Here is a 13,685-nt window from a genome sequence, read left to right on the forward strand (position 1 = left end):
GTCGAGGAACAGGTCCTCCAGGGTGGCGGCGCGGACCTCCAGGCGCAGGCCGTGGCCGGCGGCCCAGGTGAGCAGGGTCTGCGCGGCCACGTCAGGGTCGGCGGCGTGGCAGACCGCTTGCCCGTCCTCGATCGTCACCGGCAGCGGCAGCTCCGCGGCGGTCACGTGCGCGGGCAGCCGGAACGCCACCCGCCCCCGGCGCGCCGCCAGCGTCTCGGCCATCCCGCCCGCGGCCACGATCCGGCCCTCGTCCATGATCGCCATCGCGGACGCCAGCCGCTGCGCCTCGTCCAGGTAGTGCGTGGTCAGCAGGATCGTGGCGCCCTGCCGGGCCAGGCCGCGGACGACCTCCCCGGTGTGGGCGCGAGCCTCGGGGTCCAGGCCGGTGGTGGGCTCGTCCAGGAACAACACGTCGGGGCGGCCCAGCAGGGCCAGCGCCAGGTCAAGGCGGCGCTTCTCCCCGCCCGACAGCTGGCGGACGCGGGTGTCCGCCTTGGACGTCAGCCCCGCCAGGTCGAGGGCCTCGTCACGGGGACGCGGCGCGGCGGTGAAGTCGCGCCAGACGTCCACCGTCCTGGCCACCGTCAGGTCGGGGAAGAACCCGGCCTCCTGCAGCATGACGCCCGTGCGCGCCCGCATGGCCGCCCGTTCGGCGTACGGGTCGAGGCCGAGCACCCGCACCGTGCCCGCGTCGGCGCGCTGGAACCCGGCCAGCACCTCGACCGTGGTCGTCTTGCCCGCGCCGTTCCTGCCGAGCAGCGCGAAGATCTCGCCCTCCGCCACCTCGAACGACACGTCCCGGACCGCTGGGAAACCTCGATGGCTCTTGCGCAGCCCGGTCACTTCGATCGCTGTCATGCCTCCCACTGTCGCGGCGCACGATCGCGGACGACAGTGAGGAATTCACGTTGTGCGGGAGAGCTTGAGCAGCGCGGCGGCGACGTCGTCGGGGCTCACCAGCTGGTGCAGGTGTTCGCCGGGCAGCCGCGTCACCGGCCAGCCGCGGCGGGCGGCCTCCTCGGCGGCCTTGTCGTAGGGCCGGCTGTACCACAGGCACGAGCACCTGACCTCGTCCCAGCCGGCGGGCACGGGGATCGGCTGCGTGTAGTAGTCGAGCGGCAGGCGCGGCTGCTCGGCCGCCACCCGCACGCGCTCGGCGGGGTCGGGCAGCATGGCCACCACGTCCTCCTCGTCCCACCAGTCGGTCCAGCGCGGCAGCACGCCGTCGGGGCCGGCCAGGTCGTGCAGGAACGGCAGGAACGCCTCCTCGGCCGTCCTGACCAGACCCTGGCGGGGCGGGATGTGGGCGTCGGCGAACACGCAGGCCACCACCCGCTCGCCCAGCGCCTCCTTGATCACGGGGACGAAGAATCCGGCGTTGCTGTGCGCGACGATCACGAGCGGGGTCTCGGGGGCGGCGGCGCGTACCGCGTCGACCACCCTCGGCCAGTACGGCGGCCCGCCCGCCGGCACGCCGGTCAGGTCGGGCACCACGGCGGTGTGCCCCTGGCGCTCCAGCGACCGCGCCACGGGCGCCCACGTCGAGGGGCCGACGGAAGGGCTGTGCACGAGGAGGAAGGTGGATCGCATGCGTCCACCCTGTCAGACGACCAAGGGGTGACGGGAGACCGTGCGACCGCCCGGGCGGTAGGACCTCCAGGCCACGGCCAGGTTGTTCACCGCTCGCGAAAGCTCCTCGCGGGGGAACAGGAAGTGCAGCCGCAGCCGGTCGGCGTGCCCGCCCGCCGGGTCGAACGAGCGGCCCGGCGGCACCGCGACGCCGTGCCGGAGCGCGACCTGCGCGAAGGAGTCGGCGTCACCGTGCGGGATGCGCACCCAGAGGGTCTGTCCGCCGAGCGCGGGCTCGAACGTCCAGGACGGCAGCCGCGCCCGCAGCTCGGCGCACAGGTGGTCGTGCCGGGCGCGCAGCGTGCGCACCTGCGCGGCGCGTACCTCGTCGAGGCGGCGCAGCAGGGCGACGGCGGCGAGCTGGCTGAAGACCTCGCCCCCGAGGTCGTGGACGGCGCGCAGCCGGGCCAGCCGCGACACCAGCGGCGCCGCCGCGCGGATCCAGCCCACCCGCAGCCCGCCCCAGACGAGCTTGCTCAGCGACCCCACGGTGATCACCTGTTCGCCGCGCCCGAACGCGGCCACCGGCGGCGGCGTCTCGCCCGAGAAGCACAGCTCGGCGAGGACCTCGTCGTCGACCAGCGGCACGTCGTGCGCGGCGGCCAGTGTGGCCAGCCGCCTGCGGGACGGTGCGTCCATGACCGCGCCGTCCGGGTTGCGGGCGGTGGGGACGAAGTAGGCCAGGGCCGGGCGTTCGCGGACGTCCTCGATGCTCGTCGCGGGCTTGACGACGGCGGCCGCGTGCCGGAACACCTCCAGCGCGCCCGGGTACGTGGGCGCCTCGGCCAGCACCGTGTCGCCGGGCGCCACCAGCAGCCCGGTCAGCAGCGTGAGCGCCTGCTGGGCGCCCGTCGTCACGATGATCTCCTCGGGCGCGGTCGGCAGGCCCCGCCCGGTGTAGTACGCCGCCAGCGCGGCCCGCAGCGCCGGATGCCCGAGCGGCTGGTAGCCCAGGTCGCGCACGCCCGCCAGCCGCGCCCCCGCCTCGGCGTACGCCTCGAACAACACGGCCGGCGGGACGGGAGGGGCGGCGCAGGTCAGCAGCCGCACGCCGTCCGGCGGGTGGATGAGGTGCTGCAACAGCGGGTCGGCCGGCACGCCGTCGGCGGCGCGTGTCGCGGGCAGGTCGAGCGGGGCGACGCGGGTGCCGCTGCCCTGCCGCCGCACCAGGCGGCCCTCCTGGCGCAGCAGGTCGTACGCGGCCACCACCGTGCCCCGGCCCACCGCCAGCCGCCTGGCCAGCGTGCGGTCGGGCGGCAGCGTCGTGCCGGGGGCGAGGACGCCGTCGTCGACCAGCGCCCGCAGCCGGGCGGCCAGCAGGAGGTAGAGGGGGCCGCGGCCCGACGCCCACCGGCCCAGGAGGTCGACGAGGTCATCGAGAATGGTCCCGTTCATGAGCCAATTGTGGCGTATTACCGCCTTTGTCCTTCGGGGTGGCCGCTGGACTAGCCTCTGCGTATGTTCGTCGTCTGCATGATCGGGGGAATGCCGTGACCGCCGTCACCCACGAGGATGTGCTGGCCGCCGCCGCGAGGATCGGAGGTCACGTGCTCCGCACACCCGTGCTGGAGGTCTCGCCGGGGTTGTGGTTCAAGCTGGAGCAGCTGCAGCACTCCGGGTCGTTCAAGGTGCGCGGGGCGTTCAACCGCATCCTGGCCGCCGGCGACGTGCCGGCCGCCGGCGTGATCGCGGCCAGCGGCGGCAACCACGGGCTGGCGGTGGCGTTCGCGGCCCGCGCCGTGGGCGTGCGCGCCGAGATCTTCGTGCCCGAGGTGACGAGTCCCGTCAAGGTGGCCGGGCTCAGGGCTCTCGGGGCGCACATCACGCAGACGGGCTCCATCTACTCCGAGGCCGCCGAGGCCGCGGCCAAGCGCGCCGCCGAGACGGGGGCGCTGCAGGTGCACGCGTACGACCAGCCCGAGGTGGTGGCCGGGCAGGGCACCACCGGGCTGGAGCTCATGGAGCAGACCGGCGGGGTCGACACCGTGCTCGTGGCCGTGGGCGGCGGCGGGTTCGCGGCCGGGGTCACCGTCGGCACGTCCGCCGGGGGCTCGGGGCCGCGGATCGTGGCCGTCGAGCCCGAGCGCATCCCGACCCTGCACGCGGCGCGCGAGGCGGGCAAGCCGGTGCCGGTGCAGGTCGGCGGGGTGGCCGCCGACGCCCTGGGCGCCAGCGTGATCGGCGGGCTCGCCTTCGAGATCCTGTCCGGGCCCAGGGTGGAGAGCGTGCTCGTGAGTGACGAGGCCATCGTCGCGGCCCGGCGTACGCTCTGGGAGCGGCACCGGGTGGCGGCCGAGCACGCGGGCGCGGCAGCGTACGCGGCGCTGCTCTCGGACGTCTACCGCCCGGAGCCGGGGGAGCGGGTGGCCGTGGTGATCTGCGGGTCCAACACCGACCCCGCCACCCTCACCTCCGACTGACATCCCTCTCGTGCCCCCACCGGACCGCCGTCCGGTGGGGGCCGGGTGGTCAGGAGTAGGTGTGTTCGGGGGCGGGGAAGGCGCCCGACCGGACGTCGTCGGCGTACGCGCGTGCGGCGCGGTCCATGGTGGCGGCCAGGTCGGCGTACTGCTTGACGAACTTGGCCGGGCGCGGGGTCAGCCCCATGAGGTCCTGCCACACCAGCACCTGGGCGTCGGTCGCCGGCCCCGCGCCGATGCCGATCGTCGGGATCGCCAGCGACGTCGTCACCCGCTGCGCGAGATCACCCGGCACGCACTCCAGCACCAGGGAGAACGCCCCGGCCCGCTCCAGGTCCTTCGCGTCGGCCATGAGCTCGTCGCCCGCCTGACCCCGCCCCTGGACGCGATAGCCGCCGAAGACGTTGACCGACTGCGGGGTCAGCCCGAGGTGGGCCATCACCGGCACCCCCGCCGAGACCAGCGCCTCGACCTGCGGCAGGATGCGGCGGCCGCCCTCCAGCTTGACCGCGTGCGCGCCCGCCTCCTTCATGAAGCGCGCCGCCGACTCCAGCGCCTGCGCCGGCGAGGACTGGTACGACCCGAACGGCAGGTCGGCCACCACGAGCGCCCGCGACGAGCCGCGGACGACGGCCGCGGTGAGCGGCAACAGGTCGTCGATCGTGACCGGCAGCGTCGATTCGTGGCCGTACACGACCATCCCCGCCGAGTCGCCCACCAGCAGGACCGGGATGCCCGCCGCGTCGAAGACCCCGGCCGTCATCGCGTCGTAGGCGGTGAGCATCGCCCACCGCTCTCCGCGCTCCTTGGCGGCGGCGAGGTCGCGGACCGTGACGCGGCGTCCCTGCGCACCGCCGTACAGCGTGGTTGAAGAGGACATGTGTAAACCCTCCAGAAACGTCTCGAGGCGCCCCAGTGCGTCCCCGGACTCTCTCGATGATGTCACGCGGTAAAACGCGTGGCGAAACCGTCGGTGCCACCTGCCACAATCTGCAGGGAGGTAACGAACACCATGGCTCTCGACTCTTACCGGCGCCTGCTCAGAATCCCCGGCGTCCCCACCCTGCTCCTCGTGGGGCTGCTCGCGCGGGTGCCGACCACGGCCACCGGCATGGCGCTGACCCTGCACGTCGCCGTGGTGATGGGTCTCGACTTCATCCCGGCGGGTGTGATCACCGCCGCCAGCACCATCGGCAACGCGATCGGCTCGCCGCTGATGGGCCGGATGGTCGACCGATACGGCCTGCGTCCCGTGCTCAGCGTCACCACCGTCGCCCAGGCGGTGTTCTGGTCGTGCGCGTGGTCGTTGCCGTACTGGGCGCTGGTCGTGACGGCGGTGCTGGCCGGGTTGCTGGCGCTGCCGGTCTTCAGCGTGACCCGGCAGTGCCTGGCCGCCCTGGTGCCCGTCGAGCAGCGGCGCACCGGTTTCGCGCTCGACTCGATGCTGGTCGAGGTCTCCTACATGGTGGGTCCCGCGCTGGCCGGCGCGGGCATCGTCACGCTAGGCAGCGGCGTGACCATGATCGGCATCGGGGCGGGCCTGACGGTGGCGGGCCTGGTCCTGATCCTGCTCAACCCGCCGACCCGCTCCGCCGAGGAGCTGGGCGAGCAGGGGCAGCGGGTGCCGAGGCGGCAGTGGCTCACGCCGTCGTTCGTGGCGTTGCTCGGCACGACCGCGGCGGCCACGTTCGTGCTCACCGCGAGCGAGTTGTCCCTGGTCGCCACGATGGAGCACGCGGGGGAGACCGCGTGGGTCGGTCTCGCCGTGGCCGTCTGGTGCGTCTACTCACTGGTCGGCGGCTTCGTGTACGGCGGCCTGTCGCGGGGGTTCTCGCCGCTGCTCCTGATCGGCGCCATGGGCTTGCTGACGATCCCCGTGGGGCTGGTCGACGGCGGCTGGCAGTGGGTGGTGCTGGCGCTGCTGCCGGCCGGGCTCGTGTGCGCGCCGTCGTTGTCGTCCACGGTCGACGTGCTCAGCCGGTGGGTGCCGAGCGCCGCCCGGGGTGAGGCGATGGGCCTGCACGGCACGGCCCTGATGATCGGGGGCGCCGTCTCGGCGCCCATCGCGGGGGCGGTGATCGACTCGATGGGGCCGTCGTGGGCGTTCGCCGTGGCGGGGCTGGTGGCGGTCATCATGGTCCTCGCCGCGCTGCCGTTCTGGCGCTCCCGCCCTTCGGCCGCCCCTGTCCCGCCACAGGCCACCCCGCCATCGCGCGTCGCCGCATCCGCCGTTCCCGACACGGCCGTTCCCGCGCCGGCCGCCCCGGCTCCGGCCGCGGACGCCGGCGAGTCGCCGGTCGCGGCGGGTGCGCCCGGCGAGTGACCTGGCGCCGTCCCGGACGGTGTACGCGAGCGTCGGCCGCTGGGCAGGACCGCGTGGGCCTGGGTGCCGCTTCGTCGGCACCCAGGCCCTCGACGACCTCCGGGTGTGAGAGAGCTCTCGTTCGGGGTCGGTGGGAATGCGGTGCGTGGTGGGGGTGTTGGGGACTACTTGCCGCGGCTCACGGATCGGAACCGGTTGAGCGGCTGTCGGAGCTGAGGGCTCCGGCTTGCGGCGGGGCGTGCTTCGCCGGGTGTCCGTTACGAAACGTCTGTTGGTGAGCTCTTCACCGGCCATTTACGAAACGAGCCCGTTGCGTATCGGAATATATTGCGATACGATGGCGTAGCGAAATTCGAGCGTATCGAAATCTAAGGACGTTTCCATGGACCCGAACTCGGGGCATCCACGCCGATGGGGAATCCTCGGCGTGCTGGTGTTCAGCCTGCTGGCGGTCGTGCTGGACAACACGATCCTCAACGTGGCGATGAAGACGATCGCCGACGAGACCGTCGGCCTGGGCGCCACGCAGAGCGAGCTGGAATGGGCGATCAACAGCTACACGCTGGTGTTCGCCGGCCTGTTGTTCACGTTCGGCGTGATCGGTGACCGAACAGGGCGCAAGCGGATGTTGTTCATCGGCATGGCGCTGTTCGGCCTGGCCTCCCTCGCCAGCGCCTACTCCCAGGATCCGATGCAGCTGATCCTGGCCAGGGCGGCGATGGGCATCGGCGGCGCGGCGATCATGCCGGCCACGTTGGCGATCATCTCGAACGTGTTCCCGCCCGGCGAGCGCGGCAAGGCCATCGGCGTGTGGGCCGGCGGCGTCGGCCTCGCGGTGGCCATCGGCCCGATCACCGGTGGCCTGCTGATCGAGCACTTCTGGTGGGGCTCGGTCTTCCTGATCAACGTGCCGATCGTCGTGATCGCCATGATCCTCATCGCCACCCTCGTGCCGGAGTCGCGCGACCCGAAGCCGTCCAGGCTCGACCCGGTGGGCGTGCTGCTGTCGATCATCGGCCTGGTGGCCCTCGTGTACGGCATCATCCGCGGCGGCGAGCTGGCGACCGTGGCGAACGCCCAGGTGCTGGTGCCGACGCTGGTCGGCGTGGCGGTGCTCGGCGTGTTCGTGTGGTGGGAGCGGCGCATCGACCACCCGGTCTTCGACGTGCGCAGCTTCACCAACGTCCGGTTCAGCTCGGCCATCGGCATGATGGGCATCGTCTTCTTCGCGATGATGGGCGGGATGTTCTTCCTGACGTTCTACCTGCAGCTGGTGCTGGGCTTCTCGCCGCTGCAGGCGGGGGCGCTGATGATCCCGTTCGCCGCCGCGCAGCTCATCTTCGCGCCGCTCAGCCAGCGGGTGAACGAACGGTTCGGCGCCAAGCTGTCGTCCACCGTGAGCCTCGCCGTGCTGACGCTGGTGCTCGCCAGCTACGCGATCATGGACCAGAACACCCCGATCCTGCTGATCGAGATCATCTTCTTCGTGCAGGGCACCGCGATGGCCATGATCATGCCGCCGGCGACCACCGCCATCATGGAGTCGCTGCCTCGCGAGAAGGCGGGGGTCGGCTCGGCGATGAGCAACACCGTCCGCCAGGTGTCCGGCGCGCTCGGCGTGGCCGTGCTCGGCTCGGTGTTGTCGTCCAGCTACCGGGGCGACATCGCGCCCGCCCTGACCGCGCTGCCCGCCGACGCCCGGCACGCGGCCGGTGAGTCGATCATGGCCACCATGGGCGCCGCCCAGGCCATGGGTCAGGAAGGCCAGGCGCTGGTCCAGCCCGCCTTCACCGCCTTCCTCAACGGCATGCACATCACGGCGCTGGTGGCGGCGGTGATCGCGCTCTTCGGCGTCGCCGTGGTCGCGAAGTGGATGCCGGGCAAGGTGCGTGCCGCCAAGCACGCGGCGAAGAAGGAACCAGCGGTAGTGTGAGGCCGCGATGTCGATCCAGGAATCAGCGGCAGCCCGCCCGGCGGGCCGTCCGCGCAGTGAGAAGGCCGAGAAGGCGATCATCGAGGCGACGCTCGACCTGATCGGTGAGGGCACGGGAGTGTCCGAGCTGTCCATCGAGGCGATCGCGTCGAGGGCCGGCGTCGGCAAGACGACGATCTACCGGCGCTGGTCCAACAAGGAAGACCTCGTCGTCGACGCTCTGTCCACGCTCAAGGCCCCGGTGCCGCCGCTGACCGGCACGTCCGTGCGTGACGACCTCATCCGGCTGCTCGAGGCGATGCGCGAGGAGTCGGGCATGGCCCGCAGCCGCTGCGTGATGAACATCGTGATGAACGAGACCGACCGCCACCCGCGGCTGACCGAGCGTTTCGTCAAGCGCGCGATCGAGCCCCGCAGACAGGCGATGCGCGAGGTGATCGAACGCGGCATCGCGACCGGCGAGCTCCGGCCCGACCTCGACGTCGACATGGGCATGGCCCTCATCACCGGCACCATGCTGTGGCACACCAAGTGGGGCCCCGCCGGAGACCTGCCGGCCGATCTGCCCGAGCGCATCGTGGACGCCGTTTTGGCCGGGATGGCCCCGTAACCGTCGCCCGCCGCCGTGGTGGAGGGCGACGGGGTCACGCGGGCTGTTCGGTGACAGGCGTGGTCACGACGCGGTTCTGCGGCGGAAGAGCAGCGCGGCGATCGGGAGGCTGAGCACGACGGCGCCGCCCATCCAGGCGGCGGCCACCGCTCCCGACGACCCCATCGGCAGGCCCAGCAGCAGCGCCCGCAGCGTCTCGGTGATCGGCGTGATCGGCTGGCCTTCGGCGAACCCCTGCAGCACCTCCGGCATCGTCTCGGCGGGGACGAACCCGTCCGACAGGTACGGCAGGAAGAGCACCACGAAGCTGAACGCCCCCGCCGCCTGGGTCGACCTGACCAGCAGGCCCCACACCGCGGAGAGCGACGCGACCGCCAGGACGTACCCCGTCACCACGGCCAGCGTCAGCGCCCACTCGGCCGGCGTGGCGGAGGGCCGGAAGCCGAGCAGCAGCGCGGCGGCCAGCGCGATGACCGCCGAGGCGACGTTGCGGATCACCGAGGCCACGATGTGCCCGGCGGGGACCACCCAACCGGCGATCGGGAGGGTGCGGAAGCGGTCGATCATGCCGCCGTTCAGGTCCTCGGCGATGGTGGCGGCGGTCAGCGCGGCGCCGTATCCGCCGGACATGAGCAGCACGGACGGCACCACGAAGTCGATGTACGCCAGCCCGCTGGAGCCGGTCGAGATCGCGCCGCCGAACACGTACACGAAGACGACCATGATCATGACGGGCACGACCGTGCTCACGATCAGTCCGTCGAGAAGGCGCAGCTCCCGGCGCAGGTCACGGACGACCAGGCGGCGCAGGTCGCCGGCCGCGGTCAGGGCGCTCATGCCGCCACCGCCGTGAGCTCGAAGAAGACGTCGTCGAGGGTGGGCGTGCGCAGCTCGACGTGCTCGACGGCGACGCCCGCGTGGTGCAGCGCGTCGAGTGCCCGGCGCAGGTGGTCGGCGTCCTGCACGGCCAGCGTGAGCTCCCGGGAGACGGGGTCGGGGCGCAGGCCCGGGTCGGCGGGAGGCAGCCCCCGGGGCCCGGCGGCGGCCACGGCGGCGTGGTCGATCGCCGAGAGGGCCGCGGTCGCGGGGGCCAGGTCCTCGGCCCGGGACAGGCGCAGCACCAGGCGTTCGGCGCCGACCTGGCGCTTGAGCGCGGCGGGGGAGTCGTCGGCGGCGACCCGTCCGGCGTCGATCACCACGACGCGGTCGGCGAGCTGGTCGGCCTCCTCTAAGTACTGCGTGGTGAGCAGGATCGTGGTGCCGGAGGCGAGCAGCTCGCGGATCACCGCCCACAGCTCGGCGCGGCTGCGCGGGTCGAGCCCGGTCGTGGGCTCGTCGAGGAACAGGATCGGCGGCGCCGCCACCATGCTGGCCGCCAGGTCGAGCCGGCGGCGCATGCCGCCGGAGTAGGCGCCGGCGCGGCGGCCCGCGGCGGCCGTGAGGTCGAAGCGTTCGAGCAGCTCGTCGGCCCGCCGCCGGGCCTGCCGCCGCCCCAGGTGGCACAGCCCGGCGAACAGCTCCAGGTTCTCCCGCCCGGTCAGCAGCTCGTCCACGGTGGCCTGCTGCGACGTCAGCCCGATGGCGGCCCGCACCGCGGCGCCCTCCCGCGTGACGTCGTGGCCGGCCACTGTGGCGGTGCCGCCGTCCGGGGGCAGCAGCGTGGTCAGGACGCGCACGGTCGTGGTCTTCCCCGAGCCGTTCGGCCCGAGGAGGGCGACGAGGGAGCCGGTGGGCACGGTCAGGTCTATCCCGTTCAGCACGCGCGTGCCGTCGAACGACTTCGTCAGCCCCCGTGCTCGGATAGCATCTGTGAATGGCTTACTGTGTATGGCATTCATAGTTTTACTGTAATGCAGAATCCTAGGGAGCGGTCAAGGAGGATTTCGCATGGCGCAGGAACGGTCGCTGCCCCCGGTGGTCCAGCGGATGTGGGGGCGCGAGCCGACGCCGCGCAGAGGGCCGCGGCCCAGGCTCGACCTGGCCACCATCACGGCGGCCGCCATCGAGATCGCCGACGCGGAGGGCCTTGCCGCCGTGTCGATGGGCAGCGTCGCCTCTCGGGTGGGGGTGGCGGCGACGGCGCTCTACCGGTACGTCGACAGCAAGGAAGACCTGCTCACCGCCATGGCCGACGCCGTGGCCCCCGAGCCGCCCGACCCGGCCGGCATGCACTGGCGCGACTACCTTGCCCTGTGGGTCCGCGCCCACCGCGACCTCATCCTCCAGCACGCCTGGGTGCTGTCGATCACCGTGTACGCCCCTCCGATGGGCCCGCGGCGGCTGCTCTGGCTCGACCGGGCGATCGCCGCGCTGGCCGGCACGGGCCTGGACGACGGGGAGAAGATCAACGTGGCCAGCACCCTGACCGGCTACGCGCTCACCGACGCGGCGCTGGAGCACACCGCCAAGTCGGGCTTCCCCGAGCTCGACGGGTCCGGCATCGAAGGGGCCTCCGACTACGGCGAGGTGCTGGCCGAGGTGCTCGATCCCGAGGCGTACCCGGCGTTGTCGGTGGCCGTGCGCGCGGGCGCGTTCAGCGGGGCTGAGGGCTGGGTGGAGGACGCCGACTTCCGCTTCGGCCTCGACCTGCTGCTCGACGGCGTCGAACAACTGATCGCCCGCCGGCAAGGTCGTTAGTACGATTTTTCGTACGGTGGACGGAAAGGCGTGACATGCCGGAGACGATCTGGTTTCGCGACGACAGCCGGCCGCGCAAGCCGCGGCTGTCACGCGAGCGCATCGTCGAGGGCGCCGTCGCCCTGCTCGACGCCGAAGGGGTGGCCGGCTTCTCCATGCGGGCGCTCGCCGCGCGGCTCGGCGCGGGCACGATGTCGTTGTACGAGTACGTCCAGAGCAAGGAGGACGTCCTCGACCTCGCCCTCGACGAGGTGATCGGCGAGATCGCGCCGGAGCGGGCGGGGTCGTGGCGCGAGACCCTCGTCCGGCAGCTCACCCAGAGCAGGCAGGTCATGCGCCGCCACCCCTGGGTGCCCGCCCTCACCGCCACCCGGCCGCTGATCGGGCCGAACGCGCTGGCCCGCTCCCGCCTCGTCTACACCGCCCTGGCCGACGCGGGGCTGAGCGGGCCTGTCCTCCTCGCCGCCGTGGGGGCGTTGAGCTCGTACGTCAACGGTTTCGTGGCGAGCGAGAACATCTGGTGGGCGAAGGTCCGCACGCCCGCGGCCGACGCGGAGATGCGTGAACGGGTCGTCGCCCACCTCGACCAGCACGTCTCCGACCTGGGGCGGATCGCCCAGGTGGACAACGCCGACTTCGACGGCCAGTTCCTTCTCGGGCTCGACCTCGTGCTCGACGGCATCACCACCCGGCTTCCGCCCGCGCCTCGGGACTGACGGGGATCAGCAGCACGGACACGTTGTCCGTCGCACCCGCATCGACGGCGTAGGCCACCAACGCCCGCGCCACCCGCAGAAGCGCACCGTGCCTGTCGCCGGCGTGCACGGTGGAGCGTGGCCTGGTGGGGATGCGTGGATTGAGGGGTTCGGGCGTGTGGCGCTCCTCTTGAGAGTTAGCGGCAGGGAAGACGGTGGCGTGCGGGTCCGCGGACTCCGGCGGGTGCGGTTGGGGGGTGGTGTGCGGGTCCGCGGACTTCGGCGGGTGTGGCTCGGAGGTGGTGTGCGGGGCGGAGGTCTCTGAGCGGGGCTGGTCTTCGGAGGTGGAGACGCGCAGTGTGGCGGTCAGGCGGGTGCGGAGGGACGCCGGGCTCGGGAAACAGCGCCAGAGGCCGTCCGTGCAGAGGAGGAGCAGGCCGGGGCCGCGGGGGCGGTAGCTGCGTACGCGTGGCTGGAGGTCGCCGGCGTCGGCGCCGAGCCAGGACGACAGGGCCTCGTGGCCGCCTGTGTCGTCCTCGGTCAGCAGCATCGCGACTCCGTCGTCCGGCAGCCAGTACGCGCGGCTGTCACCGGCCCAGCAGGCCCAGACGCCGTCCGGCCCCGCGACGCCCGCCACGTACGTACAGGCCGGGGCCGTGTGCGGAGAGGCGGCGAGGGCGGCGACCGCGCGGCCGGCCCGGATCGCGCCTTCCGTGAGCGCCGTCTCGGGCAACGCGCCCGCCTCCGGCCGTACGGCGGTCGCCGCCGCGCCCGTCTCGGCGGCCACCTGGGCGGCCCGCTCCGGCCGGGGCGACATGGAGACCCCGTCGCACACCACGCCGACCGTCCACACGCCTGCCCTGGTCAGGGCTATGGCGTCGGCGTTCACGCCCCGCCACGGGCCTCGGTCGCTGACCGCGGCCGCCCCGCCGTCCGCCGTGAACTCGATGTGCGCCCGGAACGCGGGCTGCGACGCACCGCAGTCCCAGCAACGGCCGTCCGGGGCGACGGCCGCACCGCCGCACGCGACGCACCGGGTCATCTCGGTCATACCGCACGATCATCTCAGGCGAAGCACGCCGGCTCGGCCGCTGCATGAAGGACCCATGGGTACGGCGACGTGGTGGAGCGGCGCACGGCACGGATCGGCATGTGCTGGGCCACCCGCAGCACCCCCGGCGTGGCCATCGGGAAGAGCGTGGCGAGGACAATGGGGGCCAACGCCCCGGAAGCCGGCCACCACAGCTCGGACGGCGACAGGCGAGCTGGGGAAGGGATCGCCAAGGGTGGCGGCGGGCTGGTGAGAAGAGCTCAGGGGCTGTGCGGAGCTTGTGTGCGCACCGGACGGTGGTGAAGGAGCCACAAGAAGAGCTGGAGCCCGGGCGACAGGATGCTAGGGAGCGGGGAGCTGATGGGGAAGAAATCGCGGGTTGCGGGG

At 72.8% G+C, this 13,685-nt stretch carries 14 protein-coding genes; 6 read left to right on the plus strand and 8 right to left on the minus strand.

Annotated features, from left to right (window positions below; all coding sequences use genetic code 11):
* The 3 genes from C1J01_RS38315 to C1J01_RS38325 form a co-directional block, all read right to left on the minus strand.
* Positions 1-858, minus strand: an 858-nt coding sequence (locus C1J01_RS38315) for an ABC transporter ATP-binding protein (RefSeq protein ID WP_111183869.1), incomplete at its 3' end; no start/stop codon positions are given.
* A gap of 45 nt (positions 859-903) precedes the next feature.
* On the minus strand, positions 904-1,590 hold the full coding sequence (locus C1J01_RS38320) for an alpha/beta fold hydrolase (RefSeq protein WP_111183857.1): 687 nt from the start codon (positions 1,588-1,590) through the stop codon (positions 904-906).
* Positions 1,591-1,602: 12 nt separating this feature from the next.
* Positions 1,603-3,024, minus strand: a complete 1,422-nt coding sequence (locus tag C1J01_RS38325) for an aminotransferase-like domain-containing protein (protein ID WP_111183858.1) — start codon at positions 3,022-3,024, stop codon at positions 1,603-1,605.
* A 95-nt stretch (positions 3,025-3,119) separates the two neighbouring features.
* On the opposite strand from C1J01_RS38325, the gene C1J01_RS38330 reads away from it, so the two are divergent.
* Positions 3,120-4,049 carry a threonine/serine dehydratase gene (locus C1J01_RS38330; protein WP_111183859.1) on the plus strand — a complete coding sequence of 310 codons (930 nt, stop codon included), beginning with the start codon at positions 3,120-3,122 and terminating at the stop codon, positions 4,047-4,049.
* A 49-nt stretch (positions 4,050-4,098) separates the two neighbouring features.
* Here the strand turns inward: C1J01_RS38330 and panB are convergent, their stop codons facing one another.
* A complete protein-coding gene (panB, locus tag C1J01_RS38335; RefSeq protein ID WP_111183860.1) occupies positions 4,099-4,929 on the minus strand; it encodes a 3-methyl-2-oxobutanoate hydroxymethyltransferase in 831 nt (276 codons plus the stop codon).
* 132 nt (positions 4,930-5,061) lie between these two features.
* Here panB and C1J01_RS38340 point away from each other — a divergent pair, with 132 nt between their 5' ends.
* The 3 genes from C1J01_RS38340 (at position 5,062) to C1J01_RS38350 (ending at position 8,915) form a co-directional block, all read left to right on the plus strand.
* Positions 5,062-6,372, plus strand: a complete 1,311-nt coding sequence (locus C1J01_RS38340) for an MFS transporter (protein ID WP_111183861.1) — start codon at positions 5,062-5,064, stop codon at positions 6,370-6,372.
* 382 nt (positions 6,373-6,754) lie between these two features.
* Positions 6,755-8,305 carry an MFS transporter gene (locus C1J01_RS38345; protein ID WP_111183862.1) on the plus strand — a complete coding sequence of 517 codons (1,551 nt, stop codon included), beginning with the start codon at positions 6,755-6,757 and terminating at the stop codon, positions 8,303-8,305.
* A 7-nt stretch (positions 8,306-8,312) separates the two neighbouring features.
* Positions 8,313-8,915: a TetR/AcrR family transcriptional regulator gene (locus tag C1J01_RS38350; RefSeq protein ID WP_111183863.1), complete on the plus strand. Its 603-nt coding sequence runs from the start codon at positions 8,313-8,315 to the stop codon at positions 8,913-8,915.
* 63 nt (positions 8,916-8,978) lie between these two features.
* Here C1J01_RS38350 and C1J01_RS38355 read toward each other — a convergent pair whose 3' ends face one another.
* Together C1J01_RS38355 and C1J01_RS38360 are read right to left on the minus strand one after the other, a co-directional pair.
* The gene (locus C1J01_RS38355) at positions 8,979-9,752 is read right to left on the minus strand and encodes an ABC transporter permease (protein WP_111183864.1); all 774 of its coding nucleotides are present in this window, start codon (positions 9,750-9,752) and stop codon (positions 8,979-8,981) included.
* On the minus strand, positions 9,749-10,753 hold the full coding sequence (locus C1J01_RS38360) for an ATP-binding cassette domain-containing protein (RefSeq protein WP_111183865.1): 1,005 nt from the start codon (positions 10,751-10,753) through the stop codon (positions 9,749-9,751). The genes C1J01_RS38355 and C1J01_RS38360 overlap by 4 nt, the downstream gene beginning before the upstream one ends.
* A gap of 49 nt (positions 10,754-10,802) precedes the next feature.
* On the opposite strand from C1J01_RS38360, the gene C1J01_RS38365 reads away from it, so the two are divergent.
* Positions 10,803-11,552, plus strand: a complete 750-nt coding sequence (locus C1J01_RS38365; protein ID WP_111183866.1) for a TetR/AcrR family transcriptional regulator — start codon at positions 10,803-10,805, stop codon at positions 11,550-11,552.
* Positions 11,553-11,587: 35 nt separating this feature from the next.
* Positions 11,588-12,268: a TetR/AcrR family transcriptional regulator gene (locus C1J01_RS38370; protein ID WP_111183867.1), complete on the plus strand. Its 681-nt coding sequence runs from the start codon at positions 11,588-11,590 to the stop codon at positions 12,266-12,268.
* On the opposite strand, the gene C1J01_RS38375 is transcribed toward C1J01_RS38370, so the two are convergent.
* Positions 12,234-13,298, minus strand: a complete 1,065-nt coding sequence (locus tag C1J01_RS38375) for a PP2C family protein-serine/threonine phosphatase (RefSeq protein WP_111183868.1) — start codon at positions 13,296-13,298, stop codon at positions 12,234-12,236. The two genes, C1J01_RS38370 and C1J01_RS38375, sit on opposite strands and share 35 nt — an antisense overlap.
* A gap of 14 nt (positions 13,299-13,312) precedes the next feature.
* On the minus strand, positions 13,313-13,435 hold the full coding sequence (locus C1J01_RS53290) for a hypothetical protein (RefSeq protein ID WP_268958780.1): 123 nt from the start codon (positions 13,433-13,435) through the stop codon (positions 13,313-13,315).
* Between the last annotated feature and the right edge of the window lie 250 nt (positions 13,436-13,685).

The sequence above is a fragment of the Nonomuraea aridisoli genome, assembly GCF_003236395.1.
In the GTDB taxonomy this organism is placed as follows: Bacteria; Actinomycetota; Actinomycetes; order Streptosporangiales; family Streptosporangiaceae; genus Nonomuraea; species Nonomuraea aridisoli.